This is a genomic window from Mucilaginibacter robiniae (assembly GCF_012849215.1).
Taxonomy (GTDB): Bacteria; Bacteroidota; Bacteroidia; order Sphingobacteriales; family Sphingobacteriaceae; genus Mucilaginibacter; species Mucilaginibacter robiniae.
Map to the genome: position 1 here is coordinate 1,424,696 of NZ_CP051682.1, position 21,478 is coordinate 1,446,173.

A 21,478-nucleotide genomic window follows, 5' to 3' on the forward strand; every position below is an offset into this window, starting at 1 on the left:
TATTATATATACTGCAGGTGTTAATATAAAAACACCAATAGGATTTGATTAAATTACACAAACATGACAACATCATACAATTAAAATAAAGATGGTAGATAAAAATATCTTTATTGAAATTGTTTAAAACTCCCACTAGGCAGATAATAAATTTACTCTTACAAAGTTTATAATAATCAATAAGGCAGTAACTGGGGTAAAATCGGCCTACTTAATTACAAATCATTTAACAGCAGGATGCTTTTATTAAAATATTAACATAATTAAGTTTTAAACTTTAAAAAACTTGCATTGCTAATTTAATTCTATTATATTTGTATCAATAAATACACTGTAGGATGGTGAAATTTGGCAGACACACCTCCTTGTCCCGGTGGCGGAGAGTTTGGAAAACCTGTAAAGGCTAACCACTCCATGAAGGTTCGACTCCTTCTCCTACAGCTCTTCTCATAATTTAGGTTTATAATTGGTTAGTAAAAGTCCCCCTGCCCATCAGGGGGCTTTACTTTTTATAGGTGTTAGGTACACTCATTATGTCATGCGTGTGGGTCACATTATTTTTTTCTATTTACATTATTCTAAACAGCTTAACACAATGAGCTTGCTGCATATAGCAAAACCTTATACTGCTCATCACGTTTATCACCATATTACATGAACGCTGAACAAACACGCTTACAGGAGCAAAATGCTCAAAAAGTTAACTGGCTGAAATGGGGACCTTATCTATCTGAACGCCAATGGGGAACGGTAAGAGAAGATTATAGTAATAACGGAGATGCCTGGAACTACATTACTCATGATATGGCTCGTAGTAAAGCTTACCGCTGGGGCGAAGAAGGTATTGCCGGTATCAGCGACGATCAGCAGGAACTTTGCTTAAGTCTGGCTTTATGGAACGGGCAAGACCCCATATTAAAAGAACGCTTGTTTGGTTTAACTAACAGTGAAGGCAATCATGGTGAGGATGTAAAAGAGCTTTACTATTATCTGGATAGCACGCCTACGCACAGCTATTTCAAAATGTTGTATAAATATCCACAAGCTGCTTACCCCTACCAGCAACTATTGGATGAAAACCGTAGGCGTAGCAAATTGGAGCCAGAGTATGAGCTGATAGATACCGGCTTATTCGACCATGATAACTACTTTGATGTTTTTGTTGAATATGCTAAGCAAAACGAAGAAGATTTACTCATACAATACACCATTTGTAACCGCAGCCAACAAACTGCAACCCTTCATGTGTTGCCACAACTATGGTACCGTAACACATGGCAGGAAAACTCAGGCATAATTAAACCTGAAATGCTTTATCAAGGCGAAAACACACTTTTGTTGCGCTCTGCTTTATTAGGTAATTATTACTGTTATGCCGATGGTAATACTGATATATTGTTTACTGAAAATGAAACGAACAACCGCCGTTTGTATAATGCTAACAACACTACACCTTACGTAAAAGACGGTATTAACAACCGAGTGGTGCACAATGATACCGCCGCCGTAAACCCTAAGCAGGAAGGCACTAAAGCAGCTTTTTGGTATCAAATAACTGTTCCGGCGCAAGGTAGTATGGTTATACGGTTACGTTTAAGCAAAAACAAACAGGCTTCTCCTTTCCAAGATTTTGACAGCTTAATGAAGCTACGCCAAACTGAAGCGGATGAATTTTATACCGACAACCAGGCTTCAATTACCAATGAAGATGAACGTTTAGTACAGCGCCAGGCTTGGGCAGGTATGTTATGGAGTAAGCAGTATTACACCTACAATGTTAAACGCTGGTTAGATGGTGATCCGGGTGAGCCAATACCGCCCAACAGTCGGAAACAAAGCCGTAACAACCGATGGCAACACTTTTTGGCTGAAGATGTACTCTCTATGCCCGATAAATGGGAATACCCGTGGTTTGCCGCTTGGGATTTAGCTTTCCATTGTATTACTTTTTCGGCTATTGATGCAGGTTTTGCAAAAAAACAGCTTCGGTTACTAGTTGGTGTGAATTACATTCATCCCAACGGGCAATTGCCTGCCTATGAGTGGGATTTTAGCGATGTTAATCCACCCGTTCATGCTTTAGCCAGCTGGCATGTGTATGAAATTGATCGTGACATATCGGGTAAAGGTGATCTGGTGTTCCTGGAAGAAATCTTTCAAAAGCTACTACTAAATTTTACCTGGTGGGTAAACCGTAAGGATAGTGAAGGCAACAACATTTTTGAAGGTGGCTTTTTAGGGTTAGATAATATTGGCGTGTTTAACCGTAGTGCACCGGTACCTGGCGGTGGCTTTCTGGAGCAAGCCGATGGTACCAGTTGGATGGCCATGTATGCATTAAACATGATGCGCATTGCTATGGAATTGGCTTTGTATAATCCGGCTTACGAAACTATGGCTATTAAGTTTGCAGAGCATTTTCTGTATATAGCCGGCTCTATAGCCAATATAGGTGAAGAATCATTAGGCTTGTGGGATGACCAGGATGGTTTTTATTATGATGTGTTACGAAAACCTGATTGCACTTGGGACCGTTTACGCTTGCGCACCTTGGTGGGATTAATACCGATGTTTGCCGTAAGTATTTTTGATGAGGCCCGCTGGAAAAATCTACCTAAACTAACAGCACGGCTGGACTGGTTTATGCAACAACGCCCTGACTTAGTTGAACTGGTAAGCCGCTGGAAAGATAAAAGCGGTGATGAACAGCACTTATTTTCTTTACTGCGTGGACATCGCATGAAATTGTTGCTGCGCCGTATGCTGGACACTAATGAGTTTTTATCAGATTATGGCATTCGTTCAGTTTCTAAAATTTACGAGAAACATCCTTTTAATTATTATTTGAATGGTGCCGATTATTCCGTTAAATATACGCCTGCCGAAAGTGATACAGATATGTTTGGCGGCAATAGCAACTGGCGTGGCCCTATCTGGATGCCCATTAATTACCTGTTAATTTCCTCTCTGCAACGCTTTCATGAATATTATACTGACGATTTTAAAGTTGAATACCCAACCGGATCAGGCCAGTACAGTACATTGGCCGGCATTGCCGATGCTTTAAGCCAGCGGTTGAAAGCAATATTTTTACGGAATGACCAAGGGGAACGAGCTGTATTTGGCGGCCATCCTAAACTAAATCATGATCCGCATTTTAAAGATTACATTCTGTTTCATGAATATTTTCACGGTGATACGGGCAAAGGTTTAGGAGCCAGCCACCAAACCGGGTGGACTGGCTTGATAGCCTTACTATAAGTTCATTTTTCCAGCATCCTTAAAATCAATATGCAGAGCTCCTCCAAAACCTTGATGAAAATGTACCTGGCTGAATTTATAGGCACAGCCCTGCTACTTACTATCGGACTAAGCTTTGTGATATTTGATTGGGGACAAGGCACACCCATGAACCGCTGGGTGCCCGATGCTGGCTTGCGCCGGGCTATTACCGGTTTCTTGTTTGGCAGTACCGGATGTTTAATTACGCTATCACCAGTTGGTAAAATAAGTGGTGCTCATATTAACCCATCCGTTAGCATTGCTTTTTGGCTGCGCGGTAAAATGAAAACACCAACTATGTTGGGCTACGTTAGTAGCCAAATGCTGGGCGCAGTAGTTGGTTGTGTACCTTTGCTATTGTGGGGCAACCAGGGCAAAAGTGTAGCTTATGGCAATACGGTTCCGAGTGCAGCGGGCTTGTGGCCTGCATTTATAGGCGAAGCAATTACTACAGCCTGCCTTATTGTTCTGCTGTTTGCTTTTGTAGGTAGTCCCAAACTACGCAATTACACGCCTTTTACTATTCCTTTCCTCTTTAGCTTTATGGTTTGGGCAGAAGCCCCCTTATCAGGTTGCAGCACCAACCCGGCACGTAGTTTCGGGCCAGCGGTTATCAGCCATGTTTATACAGCTTACTGGCTTTTCTGGCTAGCACCCTTAACTGGTGTGGTGCTGGTGGTAGGTATTTTCAGATGGTTACGCCTGCACAAGTATTATCATATTGAAGCTGCCAGAATAAGCTATCACAACCATCATTCGCATGAAAATATAAAAACTTCAGACCTGATGCAAACCTCTGGCGGTTAAACTGTTTTATGTTAAAGTATAAATCAACTACTATATGAATCGTTTTGAAAACAAAATAGCTTTAATTACTGGCAGTAGTCAGGGCATTGGTGCTGCATGTGCATTACGCTTAGCCAGCGAAGGTGCTGATATTATTTTAAATGGCCGCAGCTATGACGAGCGTGGCGAAGGGCTTATCAAGCAGATTAACGATATGGGCCGTCGGGCTACATTTTTAACTGCTGATGTTAGCAATCCGCAAAATGTAATTAACCTGGTTAATGATGCCATCAAAAGCTACGGGCAATTAGATATACTAGTTAACAATGCCGGGGTAGAAAAGAACCACAACTTTTGGGAAGTAACAGAACAAGAATACGATTTTGTAATGGACACCAACCTGAAGGGTATATTTTTTGGTATACAAGCCTTTGTAAAATACTGCATGGGAGCTAATCGCGGTGGTGTAGTTGTAAATATGAGTTCAGTACATGAAGAAATCATTTTCCCTCACTTTGCAGCTTACTGTGCAAGTAAAGGTGGTTTAAAAATGCTCACTAGAGATTTGGCTACTGAGCTGGCTCCGCTTAATGTTCGCATCAACAATGTGGCGCCGGGTGCTATTGCTACGCCTATCAACAAACATTTGATGGAAACGCCCGATCTGCTGAATAATGTTCTGAAAAACATTCCGATGAAAAAGCTGGGTGAACCTGAAGACGTGGCCGCTCTGGTAGCATTTTTAAGTTCAGATGATGCTAAATATGTAACTGGCTCAACCTACTTTGTTGATGGCGGATTAACTTACCATTACGAAGAACAATAATCAACTCCGGATTTCGGGTATTCAATTCTGGCTTCATGAACAGTAACAATATATAACACTTGTTATTAACTAGTTACCAAGGATAAACCCAGAATTAAACACCCGAAATCCGAAATTTAAAAACTCACTGCTTTTTCTATTGTTGCATTAGCTAATATGAAGATACTTCTGGCAGGTGCAAACGGCTATATAGGTGCAAGGCTAATACCCGCCTTGCTTGAGCAAGGCCATGAAGTGGTATGCCTGGTGCGTGATCAGAAACTTTTCCAAAAGCAAAGTTCGCACGCCGATCAGGTAACACTTGTAACCGGTGATTTGCTGCGAAGTCGTAGCATGACACCACTGCCTGAAGATATTGAGGCTGCTTACTACTTGGTAAATGCCCTACCCCAAACTTCTGGCTTTGCAGGCTTAGAAGCTTTATCAGCCCAAAACTTTATTGAAGCCGTGGATAAAACGGCTTGCCAACAGATTATCTGTTTAAGTGAAATTGATGACCATTTAAGTGAAGCCGGACTATCCCGCTTGCACGTAGAAGAAATATTACAACAGGCTGATGCTGCACTCACCATTTTAAAATCAACCATGGTTATTGGTCCAGGTAGTATTGCGATAGAGTTATTGGAAGGTTTGACCAAGAAATCTCCTATCATCATAGCAAAAAATTGGGCTAAAGCACAAGAGCAACCTATTGCTACTTGCGATGTGATTGCTTACTTAACGGGGTGCTTGTTAAATGAAGCCACTTACAATAGTGAATTTCATATTAGCGGGCCTGATATTTTAACCTTCAAGCAGATGTTGCAAGTGTACGGTAAATTATGCCGGAACCGTAAGGTTAGCATTGTTACTGTACCTCAAGTATCAGCAGCCTTATCTTCCTATTGGCTTAACTACTTAACACCGATTAGCTACTCTCACGCTAAAACATTGGTAGAAAATCTGAAATATGATTTGGTATCACGTGATGATGCTATTCAGCAAATTGTTCCTCATAAATGCCTTACTTTTGAAGAGGCCTTACAGGAAACTGCCTGAACCCAAGTGCGCAAACTAATTTTCGTTTAAACAGTTGTATGCTGAATGCAACAGCACCATATTCTCATTACCGGAGGCAGCGGAATTCTTGGACAGCAACTTACACAATCACTACTCAATAAGGGATATCAGGTAAATCATTTAAGCCGTAAGCTGGGTAAACACCCACAGGTAAAAACATTTTTGTGGAATGTAGAGCAACAGCAAATTGACGAAAATTGCCTACAAGGTATAGACACCATTGTTCATTTAGCTGGTGCTGGCGTTGCCGATAAACGCTGGACTAAAAAACGCAAACAGCAAATAATTGATAGCCGTACGCAATCTATCCGGCTAATCTATCAATTGATGCAGCGCGTTCCTCATCAGGTAAAGCAAGTAATATCAGCATCAGCTACCGGATACTACGGCGACCAGAGCGATGAGTTGCTCGTCGAAAGCAGTCCTGCGGCTCATGATTTTCTGGGTACCTGCTGTATGGCATGGGAAAAAGCAGTTGACGAAGGCCAACAATTAGGCTTAAGCATTACCAAGTTCCGTACAGGCGTAGTGTTAACCCAACAAGGAGGCGCGTTACCACAACTCGCCCGACCAATTAAATTTGGGGTAGGTGCTGCTTTAGGTAATGGCCGGCAATGGATACCTTGGATACATATACAAGATGCCGTCAATATGTACTTGGAAGCTATTGAGGGTAGTTTATTACCTGATGTTTATAATATGGTTGCCCCTACCCCGGCAACTAACCAGCAGCTTACTATAGCCGTTGCTAAACAGTTACGCAAACCTTTATGGCTACCTAATGTGCCTGCCTTTTTGCTTAAACTGTTGTTTGGAAAGATGAGTACCGTAGTTTTGGGCAGTACTCGTGTATCGGCCGAAAAGGTACAACAAGCAGGCTTTACCTTCACTTACAATAACCTTACTGATGCTTTAAAAAATATTTATGGATAAGAAAACACCTGTAACTGTATTCTGGCTGCGGCGTGATTTAAGATTGCATGACAATGCTGGCTTATATTATGCATTAAAAGGCCCCAATCCTGTATTATGCCTTTTTATTTTTGATCGTGATATATTAGATAAACTAGAAGACCATGATGATGCACGCGTAACTTTTATTTACAATACCCTGCACAAATTACGGGATGAACTTCATCAGCATAAAAGCAGCCTGCTGATTAAATATAATAAACCTGATGATGCTTGGCAGGAAGTTTTAAATGAATACCATGTAACTGCCGTATATACTAACCGTGATTATGAGCCTTATGCCAAAGCACGTGATGGCCGTATTGGCGAAATGCTGCAACAACAAGGCATTACCTTGAAAACCTTTAAAGATCAAATAATTTTTGAACGCCAGGAGGTAGTTAAAGACAATAAAGAACCATATACTGTTTTTACACCCTACAAGAAGAAGTGGCTCAAAACAGTTAACGATTTCTACCTAAAATCTTACCCTACCGAGAAGTACTTTAAAAACCTGTATGTCACTTCGCCATTGCCAGAAATTAGTTTAGAGCAGATGGGCTTTACAGAAAGTTCTATCCAGTTCCCGGAAACAGAGTACGAACATATTATTGATGATTATGCCAAAAACCGGGACTATCCTGCAAAGAAAGGCACTTCGCATATCGGTTTGCATTTACGGTTCGGCACAGTTAGCATTCGTGATGCTGCACGTGCATCTTTTGATAAAGAACAAACCTGGCTGGGCGAGCTGATATGGCGTGAATTTTACATGATGGTACTTGATCACTTTCCGCAAACTGAGCATTATGCTTACCGGCCAGCGTTTGATCATATTCATTGGCGCAACAATGAGCAGGAATTTGAAGCTTGGTGCCAAGGTCAAACCGGATACCCCCTGGTTGATGCTGGTATGCGTGAATTAAATGCTACCGGATTTATGCACAACCGGGTACGCATGGTAACAGCTAGCTTTTTAGTAAAACATCTATTGATTGACTGGCGGTGGGGCGAACATTATTTTGCCCGCAAGCTGCTGGATTATGAAGGATCAACCAATGTAGGCAGCTGGCAATGGGTGGCAGGTTCGGGCACCGATGTAATGCCGTATTTTAGGATATTTAACCCGGATGCTCAACTTAAAAAGTTTGATCCTAAAATGGTGTATGTAAAACAATGGGTTCCGGAGTATGGCACCAGCCAATATCCAAAACCCATTATAGACAACCCTGAAGGTAAAGCACGTGCTTTAAAAGCATATAGAGCCGCCGTGGCTAAGCTTTAAATTTTAATAATTAGTTACGCTTACCACGTTCATGTCATATCGTAAGCAACTGTTTACCGGTACAGTAACTGTAGCGGCTTCAGAGCCTGAAGCTGTTGAAGTACCAAAGGCCATACGAGAAGGCATAACGATGGTAAGCTTAGCTCCAGCGGTAACTTTAGTAAGTGGCAATATCCACCCTTTAGGGAATAAACCCGTTAAATTAAACAAGTTCACGGCTTCGCCAGTATTGGTTGCATTGGTGCCCTGATCGTTATACTGATCGAACATCGTACCGTTCAGTAGAAAGCCGCTGTATTGAAGGTACACGGTTGAGTTGCTGGTAATAGCATCAACACCAGTACCAGCCTGACTAACTTTATAATAAACCCCGTCAGGCTTATTAGTTGCTGGATCAATAACCTGGGTAAAGCCAACCAAGCTATTGGCCGACATATATTTTTGTACAGTTAAATCATCGTAAGCAGTCTGATCATTAATTACGTTAACATAATAATCCAAACTTTCATTACCCTGCAGACGTGAACTCCCGGTACCAGATCCTGAAGAGCCATAAGCCAAATGTGAAGGAATTAGCAAGTGCGCACGAGTTCCTTTATTTTTTACCAGGTTATACATAGCTAGCTGCAATCCGGAGGGTGTTAATGTACCTACATAAGAATAAGAATGATTTAAAACTGTATCACTTACGGTGTACTTACCATCCAGTGATTTAATAGTGTACACAAAAGATATATCATCAGAGTACTTCAACGTTGCACCTGTACCCTGCGATAGTATTTCATAGTAAATACCGGTAGTATCCCCACCTGTAGGGTCACGTTTCATATTAGTAAGACCGTTAGATTTGATGTATGCCTGTATTTGCTGTTCATCATACGCCTTTAGGCTAATATCGGTTTTATCTTTCCGGCATGAATACAAGCACAGTGTGCCCAAGAGAAAAAGTGCAGTATAAAGTTGTTTCATTTAAATTAATTCGTTACATCAAAAATAGTAATGGTAAAATCGAGCACAGTGTTGGCGGGTAAACCTAACTCTGTCTGTGCATAAGGGCCATAAGCATAGCGCGAAGGTATGAATATTCTGATAGTCCCTCCTTTATTAACTACGCCTTTTTGCAGAACCAGTTGCCAGCCTTTAATTACTTCGCCCAAAGCAAATGAGGGATGATAAGTACCTGTTTGTTGAAACGAAGTTGAACTTCCCAGCTTGTAAGCTGAATAACCCACCGTAATTTGGGTAGAGGAAGTATAAACTGAGCTGGTTGTACCTTTTTGCAATACAATGTAGCGGATACCAGTAGTATCACTAGGACTTAACTTTTCGGCTGTTAAGTTGTTAGCTGTAATGTAATCAGTTATGAGTTGATCATCAATAGCACTTTGATTGCTGTTAACCACAGCAGGATCATCGACTTTTTTACAGCCGGCAAAAATGCATACACACAAACTTAATATAATTAAAACCTTATTCATGCGGTTTATTCAATCGGCAAATTTACTGTTTTAAACAGCAAATAACACAGCTTAACACTTTTTAACAATTAGATACGTTAACGACACTATATTATTGTTGCTAAGGGTACTAATTTACAGATTGGAGTCTGGCTTATAATCTAAAGTAAGCTGATTGATTTTTTTAAGTGATTGTGTAAGTAGTTGTTTTTCCCGATCGCTGATGTGCTGATTGAGGTAGGCATTAAATTGTTTTACGACCTGACGGGCCATCTGCCGCTTTTCTTTACCCATATCCGTTAGGTAAACAGTTACGGAGCGCTTGTCGCCTTTATTGTTTTGCCGGTAAATTAAACCCATTTGTTCCAGTTGGCTTAGCATTCTGGATAAGCTTGTTGCTTTGAGGCCCAGCAAGGCCGCTACCTGCGATACGGTAGTACCTTCCTGCTCATCAATATTAATCAGCAAATAACCTATAGATTGTGTAATACCAAATTCAGATACAATCTGGTTGTAACGATAAGCCATATTTTGCCATACTATTTTGAGCAAATAGTCAATAGTTTCCTGGCGCTTTCCATTACCCTGCATGTATAACAAAGGTAATTTAAAATTGCAGATGCTGCAAATGATATAACTTATGCTAAATTAATTAAGTTACTACTCTTTACTTAGGCATAAAAGCTACGGTACCGCCAACCCAGTCATAATCTTTATTATAGCGCACGCCAATCATTTTGCCTCGGCTTAAGCGAGCCAGGTTAACAGCTAAGGTAGGTTCAGCATCTCCATCTGGCCATAAATAAAGTAGCCTGATTTCGGCTTTTACGCCATCATCGGGTGCTTGCACTACCGGCTCATAGTACACCTTTTCCTGCAAAATCCAGTTTTCGGGATCTTTAATATCAGCAATATCCTGCTGCGTTACATCAATAATTACCCCTTGCCCGGCAAAAGAAAAAAGCGGTTTCAATACATAATTTTCTAAGTCGGTAGGTATGGTACCTAACTCATGTAAAAAGTAGGTTTTCGGGATAGCTTCCCCTTGCAGGAAAGGCATAGTAAACTTACTGATGCGATAAAACCAGTTAGGATGGGTAATCCATTCTACATCCAACGGTTGGCGTATATCTACGCTATTTTCAAACGGATTGCCATCGGTATCAATTTCGTCAAAAATCAACCGATTGTAAATGCGTTTAATCAGCTTATCTTCACCATCTTCTGCCGTATAAAACAGCTGATTGCCTTTTTGCTTGAGTTCGCTTAAGGATACAATAGGCGTACCCAGGTATTGTTGGGTAACTTTAAAATCAATCAATGTTTTTTGAGAATGAGCGTTTACATCCATCAACACTACTTCTTCGGGCTGGTGGGGGCCTAAAACAGTTTTTTTAAACAAATCCAGATAATTGGCTTTGGTCATCCCATTAAAGTAAATGGTCCAGACATCAGGAATATCAAACACTTCGCGGTAAGCATCACCTAAAAGCACCTGAAAACCGTATAAAGACGGGAAACCCTGTAACTCAATCAACTTAGGCACAATATTACCTTCTGCATCCTGGCAAACGCCAAAATCAATAGCCATAAAATGCGGATGATCGTTCTCGTTTGCAACACGCCATTTATCTGGAATGGCACGTTCAGTTAGCTGTTTAAAATCGGGCTGCAATACTGTTTTCAGAATATCACGGCTGGCAGCCAGCAGACGATCATGAAAGTCAGCGGTTAGGAATACCGGTGTTTCAGCCACACGAAATGCTATAGGTAGCAACTGACCGGCATTAAGTTGCTTAAGTAGCTGACGGTATTTTTCAGGGCTGTAATTTTTATTATAAGCAGTTCGTATATCGTATTGCATGATCTTAAACTTTATAGCAATAATTAGATGCAGATGTAAAGGTCTTTGCTATTTGGAGACCTCAATCATAATCGTGTTCGTAGTCTAAAAGACTACGAACAGCTAAAATATTTTCATTTAAAGCAGGCTTTAGCTGTGCTTCTTGAATTGACACTTTAAGCTTCTTGCAGGCTTAATATAGCCTGATCTAGAAAGTTGGGAATCATGGTAGTTTGCGTAAGCAATATTTTGTCCGGATCTTCCAAGCGCTCAATCATTTCATGATATTTTGCTTCGCCATGCTCATCAACCACTTGCTGCTTCTTTTCATCATTCAGCAAGTGTGCCGTCATCCCTACCGGATCGGCTTCGGGATGAAATTGGGTACCTACAAAGTATTCATTAAAACGAACGGCCATTATGGCACGAGGCAAATCAATATGCGGGCGTTCTTTTTCGATAGCCAGCAAAGTAGCTCCTGTAGCCTTGAACTGCTCTTCATTAGGATGCACCACCTGCCACGAACGTGAATCAACCGCATAGAAAGGGTCGTTAAGTCCTTCAAAAATCACATCCTGCAAACCACCCTCCACAAGATTTACCGGCAATACACCAAATGAAGGTGAACGACGCAAGCTTACATTACCCAACTGCAAACGGCGGCACATTAATTGGAAAGAATGGCATACAAAAAACACGTGCTTTTTAGGACCATCAGTAGTTTGATTATGCTCTTCCAACTGATCAATCAGGTTAAAGTATTTAGTTTCCCAATTACTGCCTTCACTGTCAATCGGGCTGCCCGGGCCACCGCTAGATAGGTAAATATCAAACTCAGTACCGGGTACTTCTTCCTTTTTGCGCACGTCAAATATCTGGTAACTTAGGTTTACATGATTACTGATTTTATAACGTGCCACTATCTCCTGAAAACAACGCATACCCTGGTTAGGCTGCCCATCGTATAAATCCAGAATAGCTATTTTTATTTCTTGCGTGTCTTTCGTCGTCGTTGCCATTACTCTGCTCAAATGCCCTTTAATGTTTGTGAGGTAATAAAATCTACCACATCTACAAAGTTACCCTTTTGCTGATAAACCGCCAATTGCCGGTCGGCGCCATTACCATGTTCCAATATCTTGTGAATGTAATTTAAATCATCTCGGCAGCCCAAATCATCTACCACATCATCAACAAAATCAAGCAGCTCCAGAATCAATAAACGGGTATTTACTTCCTGCTGCTTGCCAAAATCAATTAGCTTGCCATCAATACCATAGCGGGCAGCGCGCCATTTGTTCTCATTGATTAAGGCACGCGGATAGGTGATAAACTTCATGTTTTGTAACCTTAGTTTGTACAGCTTGGCACATAAAGCCTGGAACATGGCTGTAAAAGCAATAGTTTCATCTACCAGCATCGGGCAATCACATATCCTGAACTCGATGGTTTCATAAAATGGATGCACACGAATATCCCACCAGATTTTTTTGGCATTGTCAATGCAGTTGGTTTTTACCAGCAGCTTGATGTAATTATCATACTCCTCAATACTGTTAAATAAATCTGGTATACCGGTACGTGGAAACTTATCAAATACTTTGGTACGGAACGACCGGAAGCCAGTATTACGCCCTTCCCAAAACGGTGAGTTGGCACTTAGCGCAAACACGTGCGGCAAAAAGTAGCGCACTTGGTTGGCAATATGAATAGCCATTTCGCGAGATTGGATACCCACATGCACGTGTAAGCCAAAAATCAGGTTAGAGCGTGCAGCATCCTGCAGCTCATCTACAATTTCATTATAGCGCGGATGCTCAGTAATTAGTTGGTGTTGCCAATGTGAAAAAGGATGCGTACCTGCCGCACCTATGCGCAAGCCCATATCACCAGCTAATTGAGCTACCGTAAGGCGAAGCTTACTTACTTCTTTGCGGGCTTCTTCAGTATTGCGGCATATGTGAGTTCCTACTTCTACCACGGCCTGGTGCATTTCGGCCTTTACCTGATCTTCATGAATGCGCTGTGCGCTATCTACAATTTTTTGCTCGTGCGATTTTAGTTCCCGGCTTACCGGATCAACCACCATAAATTCTTCTTCAACCCCTACAGTAAACTCATTCATAGCGCATGTATTTTGGTGTCACTAACAATCAGGTTACTCCGGGCCTTATCATGATTCAATGGTAATGCCCGGAGTAACACTGCTATCCACTTATTCCTTTTTCTTTGTTGTTTTCTTAGCTTTTGGTTTGACTACCGACTCAGTTTCGGCTTTAGGTTCTTCCACTACAGGGATAGCAGTCTTGGTAGCTTTAGTTGCTTTGGCAGGCTTAGGTTTCGCTTCGGTTGTTGTGGCTGGCTGCTCAGCTTTAAGTTCTTTTACAGCCTTGGGCTTAGCTGCTTTTTTAGGCTTGTCTTCACCTGTAAGTTTACCTTCATCAGTAATGGCGTGGTCAACTTGTGTTACAGTTACATCAGTTGCCTTTACAGGTTTAGCGCTCACCAATGGGCTTTTACCTACCGAAGTTTTTACATATTCGCCCCAGGTTAAATTATCTGCATCCGGCTTTTGCTGCTTGGCGCGTTCAATAGCGTAATTAGCCGCTGTTTCAACTACCCATTCAAAGTTTTCTTCACCTACGCTTTTGATGTCGGCATCAGGTGCCGGGTTACAGAAATCAATGGCGTAAGGTATGCCATCGCGTACGGCAAACTCTACCGTGTTAAAATCATAGCCCAGGTACTGGTTCAATTTTAATACATACTCTTTAATGGTATCCAGCAGTTTTTGGTCGGCTGGTGCTTTACCGTGTTCGTAACGTAAGTGGTGCGGGTTGCGTGGCTCATATTGCATAATACGAACATGCTTGCCGCCTATGCAATAGCAACGGAAGTAATCTTCAAAAATAATTTCTTCCTGCAACAGCATCACTAGCTGGCCGGTACCTTCAAACTTTTTCCAAAGGTCTTCTTTGTCGCTGATTTTGTAAACATCGCGCCAGCCGCCGCCATCAAATGGTTTCATGTAAGCCGGAAAGCCTACATAATCGAATATGCCATCCCAATCCAGCGGGTAAGCCAGGTTGCGGAATGATTTTTCATTAGTATCAGTTGGGTGCTCTCTGGAAGGCAACAGTACGGTTTTAGGTACAGGTACACCTAACTTAACAGCTAGCGCATTGTTGAAAAACTTTTCATCAGCGCTCCACCAGAAAGGGTTATTAATAACGGCAGTGCCTGATATAGCTGCATTTTTAAGGGCAGCACGATAAAACGGCACATCTTGCGAAATGCGGTCAACAATAACGGCGTAGTCCAACGGCTCGCCTTGCAGCACTTTGTCAACACGTACAAATTCTGCGGTAATGTCTTTTTCGCCTTTTGCGTTGATCCGATCAACAAAGGCTTGCGGGAATGAATCTTCTTGTCCGAAAAGAATACCTATTTTTTTCATAGTGATAATTGTTAGTTCTTAGCGCTAGTGTTAACAGGCTGCTATTAATGGGTATAAATGTTTAATACTGAATTTGTTTAACTTTTATATATTTCTTGTTTAAATACTACCTGATGGTTGATAAATAATGCGGAAACATTTCTTTCCAAACCGGCCAGTCATGCAGGGCTTGGCCCCGTACATCCAACCAGTGATGAATACGTTTATGATTCAGCAGGTGTGATAAATGTTCGTTGTAGCCTTTGCAGATATCCCAATCTGAGGTACCTAAAATAATGTTCATTTGCCAAAGTTCATGGCGGTGGCTGCCGGGCAGATAATCGACCGGGTTGTTGTAAAAAATCGTGTCGTTATAATAACCATCCGTAAACATCTTAATATCAAAGGCACCACCCATGCTAAACAGGTGTGCAACCCTTTCCGGATGTTTAAAGGCATAATTGGCAGCATGGTACCCGCCAAAACTACAGCCAGCTACTGCAACCTGATGTACACCGCATTCGTGCATAGCCCAGGGCACCAGCTCATCATGCAGCATACGGTCATAAAGCTCATAATTCCAGGCCCGGTCGCCAGGGTGAATACCTTTATTGTACCAGGTAAGTCCGTCAAGCGAATCAGGGCAATAAATTTTTATCAGCCCCTCATTTACAAACCAGCGAACGCTATCAATCAAGCCATGATCTTTATTTTGATGAAAGCTACCTTGCGAGGTCGGGAACAAAATAACCGGATAGCCACGGGTACCAAATACCAGCATTTCTAAATCTCGCCCTAAATGATGAGAGTACCAGCGATGATAATGTTCAGTCAAAGCAATAAATGTTTATTATAGTTGAAAAGGGGTAAGATAGCGTGTTTGTTTGAGTTGAACATCATAAAGCAGTACAATTGACCAAAAATTGCTACTTAACTGCAACAGTGGCCCATTTTTGTACGTTATAACTATGTTTTTAAACTTATTTTAATCCGGTTGTTTAAATTATATGCTTGTAACTGAAAATACATTAACCCTATCATCGGCTTTATTGGAACGTGAGGTAACCTGCACCATACTTTTACCTGAAAATACAGAGCCCCAGAGTTTGTTATTGTTAAATGATGGACAAGAACTGGAAAATTTAAACTTAAAAACCCTGTTGGAGTACCAGTATGAGCGTAATGGTATTACACCTTTGTTGGTAGTGGCTGTTCATGCTGGTCCGGAACGCGTACAGGAATACGGAGTAGCCGGCGAACTCGACTTTAAGAAAAGAGGCTCTAAAGCTTCTGCTTATACCCAGTTTATTCTGGAAGAGCTATTGCCAGCTATTAGTAAAGAAACCGGTTTTTATAATTTTAAAACTAAAGTTTACGCCGGCTTTTCGCTGGGTGGCCTTTCAGCACTGGATATTACCTGGCATCATGCAGATGTATTTCAAAAAGCAGGTATATTTTCAGGATCACTGTGGTGGCGCAGCCGGGATTTGGCCGATGACTACACTGATAATGACCGTATTATGCACCGCGTAATACGCGATACGGCAGGCAAACCTGATGTTAAGTTATGGCTGCAAACCGGCACTAAAGATGAAGCGGCCGACCGCAACCAAAACGGCATTATTGATTCGATTGATGATACGGTTGATTTAATTAAGGAACTGGAAACTAAAGGTTACACCCGCCCGCACGATATACAATATTTAGAAATGATAGGCGGAGAACACAACTCGGCTACCTGGGCAAAAGCCCTGCCTAAGTTCTTGTGCTGGGCTTTTGCCAGCTAAATTGCTTAAAGGGTCATTATCAAACCATTGTAAAAAGCCAACAAGGTTTTTTTATGCCGTAAATTAAGCGTATCTTTGCGCAAAATTAAGCGGGCATATTTCATGCAAAATCAAATTCGTAATATCGCTATCATAGCACACGTTGACCACGGCAAAACTACACTGGTTGACAAAATTCTGCACAGCTGCGCCATTTTCCGTGACAATCAGGAAACCGGCGAACTGATTCTGGACAATAACGATCTGGAACGCGAGCGGGGCATTACCATCGTATCTAAAAACGTATCGGTTAAATACAAAGACGTTAAAATCAACATTATTGATACCCCAGGCCACGCCGACTTTGGTGGTGAGGTTGAACGGGTTTTGAAAATGGCCGATGGTGTATTGCTGTTGTGCGATGCTTTTGAAGGTGCTATGCCGCAAACACGCTTTGTTACCCAAAAGGCGCTGGCTTTAGGTTTGAAACCTATTGTGGTAGTCAACAAAGTGGATAAAGAAAACTGCCGTCCGGAAGAGGTTTATGAACAAATATTTGAATTGTTCTTTAACCTGGACGCTACTGAAGAGCAATTAGACTTTCCGGTAATTTACGGTTCATCTAAACAAGGCTGGATGAGTACCGACTGGAAACAAAAAACAGAAGATATTTTCCCGTTGATGGATGCCATTCTGGAAAACATTCCGGCAGCTCCATATTATGAAGGTACCCTGCAAATGCAGATTACCTCACTGGATTATTCATCTTTCGTGGGTCGTATTGCCATTGGCCGTGTAGCTCGTGGTACTATTAAAGAGAACCAGCCGGTATCTTTAGTGAAACGTGATGGCACTATCCAAAAATCAAGAATCAAAGAACTTTATACTTTTGAAGGCTTAGGTAAAGTAAAAGCCCAAGAAGTAAAAGCAGGCGATATTTGTGCTGTAGTAGGTATTGAAGGTTTTGAAATTGGTGATACCATTGCTGATTTTGAAAAACCGGAACAACTGGAGGTTATCAAAATTGATGAGCCTACTATGAACATGATGTTCACCATTAACACTTCACCGTTTTTTGGCAAAGAAGGCAAGTTTGTAACTTCACGCCACTTGCGCGACCGTTTGTACAAAGAGATGGAGAAAAACCTGGCGTTGAAAGTTATTGAAACTGAATCGCCTGATTCATACTTGGTATATGGCCGTGGTATTCTGCACTTGTCGGTACTGATTGAGACTATGCGCCGTGAAGGTTATGAGTTACAAGTAGGTCAGCCGCAAGTAATTGTAAAAGAAATTGATGGTGTTAAATGCGAGCCTATTGAGGTTTTAACCGTTGACGTACCTGGTGATGTGGCCGGTAAAGTAATTGAGCTGGTAACCCAGCGTAAAGGCGACCTGTTGGTAATGGAACCAAAAGGTGATTTACAGCACTTGGAGTTTGAAATTCCATCACGTGGTATTATCGGTTTACGTAACAACGTATTAACTGCAACTGCTGGTGAGGCTATTATGGCACACCGTTTTAAATCTTACGAACCTTGGAAAGGCACCATTCCTGGTCGTTCGGCTGGTGTACTAGTATCTATGGAAACAGGTAAAACTACAGCCTTTTCTATTGATAAATTACAGGATCGTGGCCGTTTCTTTGTTGATCCGGGCGTGGATATCTACGAAGGTCAGATTTTAGGCGAGCACATTCGTGATAACGATTTAGTAGTTAACCTGGTTAAAGGTAAACAGTTAACCAACATGCGTGCATCAGGTAGTGACGATAACGTACGTATTGCACCAGCTATTAAATTCTCACTGGAAGAATCAATGGAGTATATTCAAGCTGACGAGTACATTGAGGTTACGCCACAAAGCATGCGTATCCGTAAAATTTACTTAACTGAAAATGAGCGTAAAGTAAACGCTAAACGTTTCCAGTCATAATTACTCCGCATAACTAAATATAAAAAGGTAGGCCTTAAAGCCTACCTTTTTTGTTTAAAAATTAAAGTTCGTAAGGTTTTGCCGGCAACTTCATAACCTTGTTCGGCTAAAAAGCTATGCGCTTCTGAGGCATCTAAATAGCTAAAATTAATATCAGCATCTTCGGCCAGTACAAAACGAGGACGGTATTTGTCCCAATTATTGGATTGCAGCACATCTACATCCAAGCCCGAAACATCTACACTCATAAAATTAATTACGATATCAGCCGGTAAATATTGATCCAGCACCTGAGCCAACGGACGCACTTCTACTTCGGCGGTTGAAACAATGTGGTAAGGTGTATCTTCCTGATCACGGCTTTCAGATAAAGCTTTATCAAAACTATTCAGTGCTGATTCATTAAAACAATACAGCGTTAGTTTACCGGGTTGTTCACCTATACCGATGTTTAGGTTAACATCACGTTTACGATATTGTTCAAATAACTGCATCGCAGCTGGCGTAGGTTCAATATTAATACCCTGCCAGCCTAGCTCATAAAAATGCATGGTGTTAGAAAACCGGTAAGGGTGATGAGCGCCAATATCAATATAAAAGCCGCGATAATCATTGAAGTTTGGAATGCTTTCGGCCAGTAAACTTCTTAATATCATATCCTCACCATCTTGCGAGTAAGAATGGTAGGGTTTAAAGTCGGGATGATTAAGCATCATATCTTCATTCTGAAACATAAGGTAACATTATTAATGAGCGAATGTATTCGGGCAAATAAACATAATTTAATAAATATATTTCGGGTTTACTTAAGCAACTGTACGCTGCTGATATAATTACAGCCTATAGTAGTTAATCATTTTTTTACCTTTGCGATTTATGCGCATACCCAGCATTCCAGGATTTGACCAGCAAGCCTTTGAAAAGTATTTAAAGAATACCGGCTGGCTCATGTTGGCTAAAGTTGGTGTAATGCTGGTCAAAAGTGTGGTCACTACGTTTGCCTTATCCAACTATCTGGAAGCTTCGCAATTCGGCATACTTAACTACCCCATGACGATCGTTACCTTCTCGACGGCTATCGCTGCGCTGGGCTTGGATGGTTTTGTTACGCGTGAACTAATTAGCCGCCCGGAAAAGAAGGAAGCTTATTTAGGTACAGCTTTTATCTTACGCTTGTTAGCTGGTTTTGGCACGTTACCGCTGGTCTATCTGGCTTATCATATTATTAACAGTGCAAAGCCGTTACAAACGCCTTTTCATTATGTACTTATTGTAGCGTTTATAGCTGTGGTGCAGTCAGTTAATATTATTGATAGCTTCTTTCAATCTAAGGTGCAAGGCAAGTACATTATGTATGTACAATTGGCAGGCAACGTACTATCTACGCTTACTAAGCTGGCTTTTATTGTGCTAAAGCTACCTTTAATATGGTTTGTGTATTCGTTGTTGCTGGATGCTGTTTTTGTAGCTGGCAGCTACCTGGTCATGTATCAGCTTAAAGGTAACCACATACAGCGCTGGAAATTTGATAGCAGCATTGCCGGTTACTTATTAAAACATTCGTGGCCTCTAGCCTTTTCGGCTGTACTGAATACCATTTACATGAAAATAGATCAGGGCATGATTGGCACTTACCTGGAAATTAAACAACTGGGTATTTACTCTAACGTAGCCAACCTGAGCGAGAGTTATTACTTCATCCCCTTAGCGGTAGTATCATCGGTGTTCCCGGCTATTATGCATGCCCGCAACACCGACCAGGAACGTTATTACAAACGGTTACAAAACCTATACGACCTCATGGTGGTTTTAAGCGTTGGGGCTGCTATTGTATTAAGTTTTGGATCAACCTACATTTACCACTGGTTCCTGAAAAGAGAATATTGGGCTGGTGCACCAGTACTGGCTGTTTACGTATGGGCTGGTGTTTTTGCTTTTTTAGGTGTGGCTAGCGGCCAGTATCTAATTGCCGAAGGCTACACTAAGTTAGCTATGCTGCGCACGGCTGCCGGGGCACTAGTTAACGTAATTTTAAACATATTCTGGATACCGCGGTATGGTATAATGGGCGCTGCTTATGCCACATTGATAGCTTATGGGGTAGCTGCATTTTTTATTTTATTTATTCCTCGAACGCGTGGGCAGGGAATACAAATGTTAAAATCATTATTCTTAATTTCACTTTTTCAAAAAATAACTAACCGTTGAGCAATATTTCCAAATTATTAAATCTGGCTAAAAACCCGGCAAGGCTGAAGTCTTTACTCTCTTTCAATGAAAAAGGGTACCTGGATACAGTGGGTTGGTTTAATGCCTTTGACAGCCAGGCACCGGTTGACTATAATAATCGTCCTATTCCTTGGGTAACGTATTCTTTTATTGATTTTATTAAAGATCGTTTACGCCCCGAACATGCCGTATTTGAGTTTGGCTCCGGCAACTCCACTTTATTTTATGCTCAGCGTACCGGCATTGTAGTATCAGTTGAACATGACCAAGAGTGGTACGAAAAGATAAACAAAACTAAACCTGATAACGCTGAAATTATATTTTGCGAGCTACAAACCGATGGCGATTACTGCCGTATGCCTACTAAACTGGGCGAAGCGTTTGACATTATTATTGTAGATGGTCGTGACCGCGTAAACTGCTGCAAGCAGGCTGTAGGAGCTTTAACACCCAATGGCGTCATTGTTTTGGATGATTCGGAAAGGCCGGATTATAAAGAAGGCGTTAATTTTTTACTGCAACAAGGCTTTAGGCAAATTCCATTTAGTGGCATATCGCCGGGTTTGTTCTACTATAAATCAACTACCGTTTTTTACAAGAGTGATAATTGTTTAGGTATTTAA

19 protein-coding genes are annotated in these 21,478 nt (G+C 41.4%); 10 read left to right on the forward strand and 9 right to left on the reverse strand.

Going from position 1 to position 21,478, the window contains the following annotated elements; genetic code table 11:
- Positions 1 to 654: 654 nt before the first annotated feature.
- From HH214_RS06335 to HH214_RS06360, 6 genes are all read left to right on the forward strand, one after another.
- Positions 655 to 3,261, forward strand: coding sequence for an MGH1-like glycoside hydrolase domain-containing protein (locus tag HH214_RS06335; RefSeq protein WP_169606524.1), 2,607 nt, complete (start codon positions 655 to 657; stop codon positions 3,259 to 3,261).
- A gap of 30 nt (positions 3,262 to 3,291) precedes the next feature.
- A complete protein-coding gene (locus HH214_RS06340; protein WP_211166319.1) occupies positions 3,292 to 4,089 on the forward strand; it encodes an MIP/aquaporin family protein in 798 nt (265 codons plus the stop codon).
- 34 nt (positions 4,090 to 4,123) lie between these two features.
- Entirely contained in the window at positions 4,124 to 4,894 is a 771-nt protein-coding gene (locus tag HH214_RS06345) for an SDR family NAD(P)-dependent oxidoreductase (RefSeq protein ID WP_169606525.1), read from the forward strand.
- 156 nt (positions 4,895 to 5,050) lie between these two features.
- Positions 5,051 to 5,932: an NAD(P)H-binding protein gene (locus HH214_RS06350; protein WP_169606526.1), complete on the forward strand. Its 882-nt coding sequence runs from the start codon at positions 5,051 to 5,053 to the stop codon at positions 5,930 to 5,932.
- Positions 5,933 to 5,977: 45 nt separating this feature from the next.
- Entirely contained in the window at positions 5,978 to 6,886 is a 909-nt protein-coding gene (locus HH214_RS06355; RefSeq protein ID WP_169606527.1) for a TIGR01777 family oxidoreductase, read from the forward strand.
- On the forward strand, positions 6,879 to 8,189 hold the full coding sequence (locus HH214_RS06360; RefSeq protein ID WP_169606528.1) for a cryptochrome/photolyase family protein: 1,311 nt from the start codon (positions 6,879 to 6,881) through the stop codon (positions 8,187 to 8,189). Before HH214_RS06355 ends, HH214_RS06360 begins: the two co-directional genes overlap by 8 nt.
- Before the next feature lie 3 nt (positions 8,190 to 8,192).
- On the opposite strand, the gene HH214_RS06365 is transcribed toward HH214_RS06360, so the two are convergent.
- The 8 genes from HH214_RS06365 to HH214_RS06400 form a co-directional block, all read right to left on the reverse strand.
- Positions 8,193 to 9,158 carry an FKBP-type peptidyl-prolyl cis-trans isomerase gene (locus HH214_RS06365; RefSeq protein WP_169606529.1) on the reverse strand — a complete coding sequence of 322 codons (966 nt, stop codon included), beginning with the start codon at positions 9,156 to 9,158 and terminating at the stop codon, positions 8,193 to 8,195.
- A 5-nt stretch (positions 9,159 to 9,163) separates the two neighbouring features.
- Positions 9,164 to 9,667, reverse strand: coding sequence for an FKBP-type peptidyl-prolyl cis-trans isomerase (locus tag HH214_RS06370; protein WP_169606530.1), 504 nt, complete (start codon positions 9,665 to 9,667; stop codon positions 9,164 to 9,166).
- Positions 9,668 to 9,781: 114 nt separating this feature from the next.
- Positions 9,782 to 10,237 (reverse strand): MarR family winged helix-turn-helix transcriptional regulator, encoded by a 456-nt coding sequence (locus HH214_RS06375; protein ID WP_169606531.1) that lies wholly within the window; start codon positions 10,235 to 10,237, stop codon positions 9,782 to 9,784.
- Between the two features lie 76 nt (positions 10,238 to 10,313).
- Positions 10,314 to 11,510 (reverse strand): hypothetical protein, encoded by a 1,197-nt coding sequence (locus HH214_RS06380; RefSeq protein ID WP_169606532.1) that lies wholly within the window; start codon positions 11,508 to 11,510, stop codon positions 10,314 to 10,316.
- Between the two features lie 155 nt (positions 11,511 to 11,665).
- On the reverse strand, positions 11,666 to 12,508 hold the full coding sequence (locus HH214_RS06385) for a type 1 glutamine amidotransferase (protein ID WP_169606533.1): 843 nt from the start codon (positions 12,506 to 12,508) through the stop codon (positions 11,666 to 11,668).
- An 8-nt stretch (positions 12,509 to 12,516) separates the two neighbouring features.
- Positions 12,517 to 13,614 carry a carboxylate-amine ligase gene (locus HH214_RS06390; protein ID WP_169606534.1) on the reverse strand — a complete coding sequence of 366 codons (1,098 nt, stop codon included), beginning with the start codon at positions 13,612 to 13,614 and terminating at the stop codon, positions 12,517 to 12,519.
- A gap of 90 nt (positions 13,615 to 13,704) precedes the next feature.
- Positions 13,705 to 14,946: an ATP-grasp domain-containing protein gene (locus tag HH214_RS06395; RefSeq protein WP_169606535.1), complete on the reverse strand. Its 1,242-nt coding sequence runs from the start codon at positions 14,944 to 14,946 to the stop codon at positions 13,705 to 13,707.
- Between the two features lie 106 nt (positions 14,947 to 15,052).
- Positions 15,053 to 15,760 (reverse strand): esterase family protein, encoded by a 708-nt coding sequence (locus tag HH214_RS06400; protein ID WP_169606536.1) that lies wholly within the window; start codon positions 15,758 to 15,760, stop codon positions 15,053 to 15,055.
- Positions 15,761 to 15,932: 172 nt separating this feature from the next.
- Here HH214_RS06400 and HH214_RS06405 point away from each other — a divergent pair, with 172 nt between their 5' ends.
- Positions 15,933 to 16,712, forward strand: a complete 780-nt coding sequence (locus tag HH214_RS06405; RefSeq protein WP_169606537.1) for an alpha/beta hydrolase — start codon at positions 15,933 to 15,935, stop codon at positions 16,710 to 16,712.
- Positions 16,713 to 16,814: 102 nt separating this feature from the next.
- Entirely contained in the window at positions 16,815 to 18,626 is a 1,812-nt protein-coding gene (gene typA, locus HH214_RS06410) for a translational GTPase TypA (RefSeq protein WP_169606538.1), read from the forward strand.
- A gap of 41 nt (positions 18,627 to 18,667) precedes the next feature.
- Here typA and HH214_RS06415 read toward each other — a convergent pair whose 3' ends face one another.
- Complete coding sequence (locus HH214_RS06415) at positions 18,668 to 19,360, reverse strand: FkbM family methyltransferase (protein ID WP_211166320.1); 693 nt, start codon at positions 19,358 to 19,360, stop codon at positions 18,668 to 18,670.
- Between the two features lie 142 nt (positions 19,361 to 19,502).
- Between HH214_RS06415 and HH214_RS06420 the strand changes: the two genes are divergently transcribed.
- Entirely contained in the window at positions 19,503 to 20,834 is a 1,332-nt protein-coding gene (locus HH214_RS06420; RefSeq protein ID WP_169606539.1) for a flippase, read from the forward strand.
- Entirely contained in the window at positions 20,831 to 21,478 is a 648-nt protein-coding gene (locus HH214_RS06425; protein WP_169606540.1) for an O-methyltransferase, read from the forward strand. The genes HH214_RS06420 and HH214_RS06425 overlap by 4 nt, the downstream gene beginning before the upstream one ends.

Bases quoted from the DNA above. Each gene is read 5' to 3' on its own strand.
- HH214_RS06360 (WP_169606528.1), top strand. From the start codon at position 6,879: ATGGATAAGAAAACACCTGTAACTGTATTCTGGCTGCGGCGTGATTTA.
- HH214_RS06395 (WP_169606535.1), bottom strand. From the start codon at position 14,946: ATGAAAAAAATAGGTATTCTTTTCGGACAAGAAGATTCATTCCCGCAA.
- HH214_RS06405 (WP_169606537.1), top strand. From the start codon at position 15,933: ATGCTTGTAACTGAAAATACATTAACCCTATCATCGGCTTTATTGGAA.
- HH214_RS06370 (WP_169606530.1), bottom strand. From the start codon at position 9,667: ATGAATAAGGTTTTAATTATATTAAGTTTGTGTGTATGCATTTTTGCC.
- HH214_RS06390 (WP_169606534.1), bottom strand. From the start codon at position 13,614: ATGAATGAGTTTACTGTAGGGGTTGAAGAAGAATTTATGGTGGTTGAT.
- HH214_RS06335 (WP_169606524.1), top strand. From the start codon at position 655: ATGAACGCTGAACAAACACGCTTACAGGAGCAAAATGCTCAAAAAGTT.
- HH214_RS06350 (WP_169606526.1), top strand. From the start codon at position 5,051: ATGAAGATACTTCTGGCAGGTGCAAACGGCTATATAGGTGCAAGGCTA.
- HH214_RS06345 (WP_169606525.1), top strand. From the start codon at position 4,124: ATGAATCGTTTTGAAAACAAAATAGCTTTAATTACTGGCAGTAGTCAG.
- HH214_RS06340 (WP_211166319.1), top strand. From the start codon at position 3,292: ATGCAGAGCTCCTCCAAAACCTTGATGAAAATGTACCTGGCTGAATTT.
- HH214_RS06420 (WP_169606539.1), top strand. From the start codon at position 19,503: ATGCGCATACCCAGCATTCCAGGATTTGACCAGCAAGCCTTTGAAAAG.
- HH214_RS06415 (WP_211166320.1), bottom strand. From the start codon at position 19,360: ATGTTTCAGAATGAAGATATGATGCTTAATCATCCCGACTTTAAACCC.
- HH214_RS06365 (WP_169606529.1), bottom strand. From the start codon at position 9,158: ATGAAACAACTTTATACTGCACTTTTTCTCTTGGGCACACTGTGCTTG.
- HH214_RS06385 (WP_169606533.1), bottom strand. From the start codon at position 12,508: ATGGCAACGACGACGAAAGACACGCAAGAAATAAAAATAGCTATTCTG.
- HH214_RS06375 (WP_169606531.1), bottom strand. From the start codon at position 10,237: ATGCAGGGTAATGGAAAGCGCCAGGAAACTATTGACTATTTGCTCAAA.
- typA (WP_169606538.1), top strand. From the start codon at position 16,815: ATGCAAAATCAAATTCGTAATATCGCTATCATAGCACACGTTGACCAC.
- HH214_RS06355 (WP_169606527.1), top strand. From the start codon at position 5,978: ATGCAACAGCACCATATTCTCATTACCGGAGGCAGCGGAATTCTTGGA.
- HH214_RS06380 (WP_169606532.1), bottom strand. From the start codon at position 11,510: ATGCAATACGATATACGAACTGCTTATAATAAAAATTACAGCCCTGAA.